This is a genomic window from Clostridium ganghwense (genome assembly GCF_026735165.1).
GTDB classification, from domain to species: domain Bacteria; phylum Bacillota; class Clostridia; order Clostridiales; family Clostridiaceae; genus Clostridium_H; species Clostridium_H ganghwense.
Window position 1 is genome coordinate 1 of sequence record NZ_JAPQES010000026.1, and the last position, 714, is coordinate 714.

At 29.7% G+C, this 714-nt stretch carries 1 rRNA gene; it reads left to right on the forward strand.

Going from position 1 to position 714, the window contains the following annotated elements:
* Window positions 1-87, forward strand: a 5S ribosomal RNA gene (rrf, locus tag OXH55_RS19900); the annotation flags it as partial.
* Window positions 88-714 lie beyond the last annotated feature (627 nt).

The following is a 714-nucleotide window of genomic DNA, read 5'->3' on the forward strand; positions in this document are numbered from 1 at the left end:
GTTCCCATACCGAACACGAAGGTTAAGCTTCAAAGCGCCGATGGTACTGCACTGGAGACGGTGTGGAAGAGTAGGTCGCCGCCGGGTAAGTTTAAAGCACTAAGCAAAGGCTTAGTGCTTTTTTATTATGTAGAAAAGTATAGATTTTATGTTGAGATTTGTATCACTTAAAGTATTTATACAATCATATTTAAAGGTTTATGCAGAAGATATTTTTAAAATGATGAATTTAGTTTTTTACAGAATCTCAAGAACACTAATATAAAAAGGAAGTATTTAAATCTGGTCTAGTATTAGGCTGGATTTTTTATTTTTTAAAAAAAATTTAAAAGTAAATGAAAGATTTAATTCTTCAAATTTACTTTTAAAACTTAGGCACAACGGCTAAATTTGCTTAAATAGTATGTATACTTATCCTTGTGTATCAATGTGAGAAAGATCTATATTTAGTCAATAAAATAGAGGATAATAGAGTTAATTTAATTTAATGAGATATATAGTGAGTTTTGAAATGAATATTTATGATAAGATATTCCTTGTCGTCGCGAGAGTGGCGATGAGGAAACAACAAAGTATGAATTTAAGGAATTTAAGAAAATTCAAAAGATTCAAAAAAGTTGTTGACAAAGAAAAGTTCAGGTGATATACTGAATAAGCTGTCGCAAGGCGGCGATAAAAAATTTGGTCTTTGAAAATTAAACAGAAGTAAGGAAA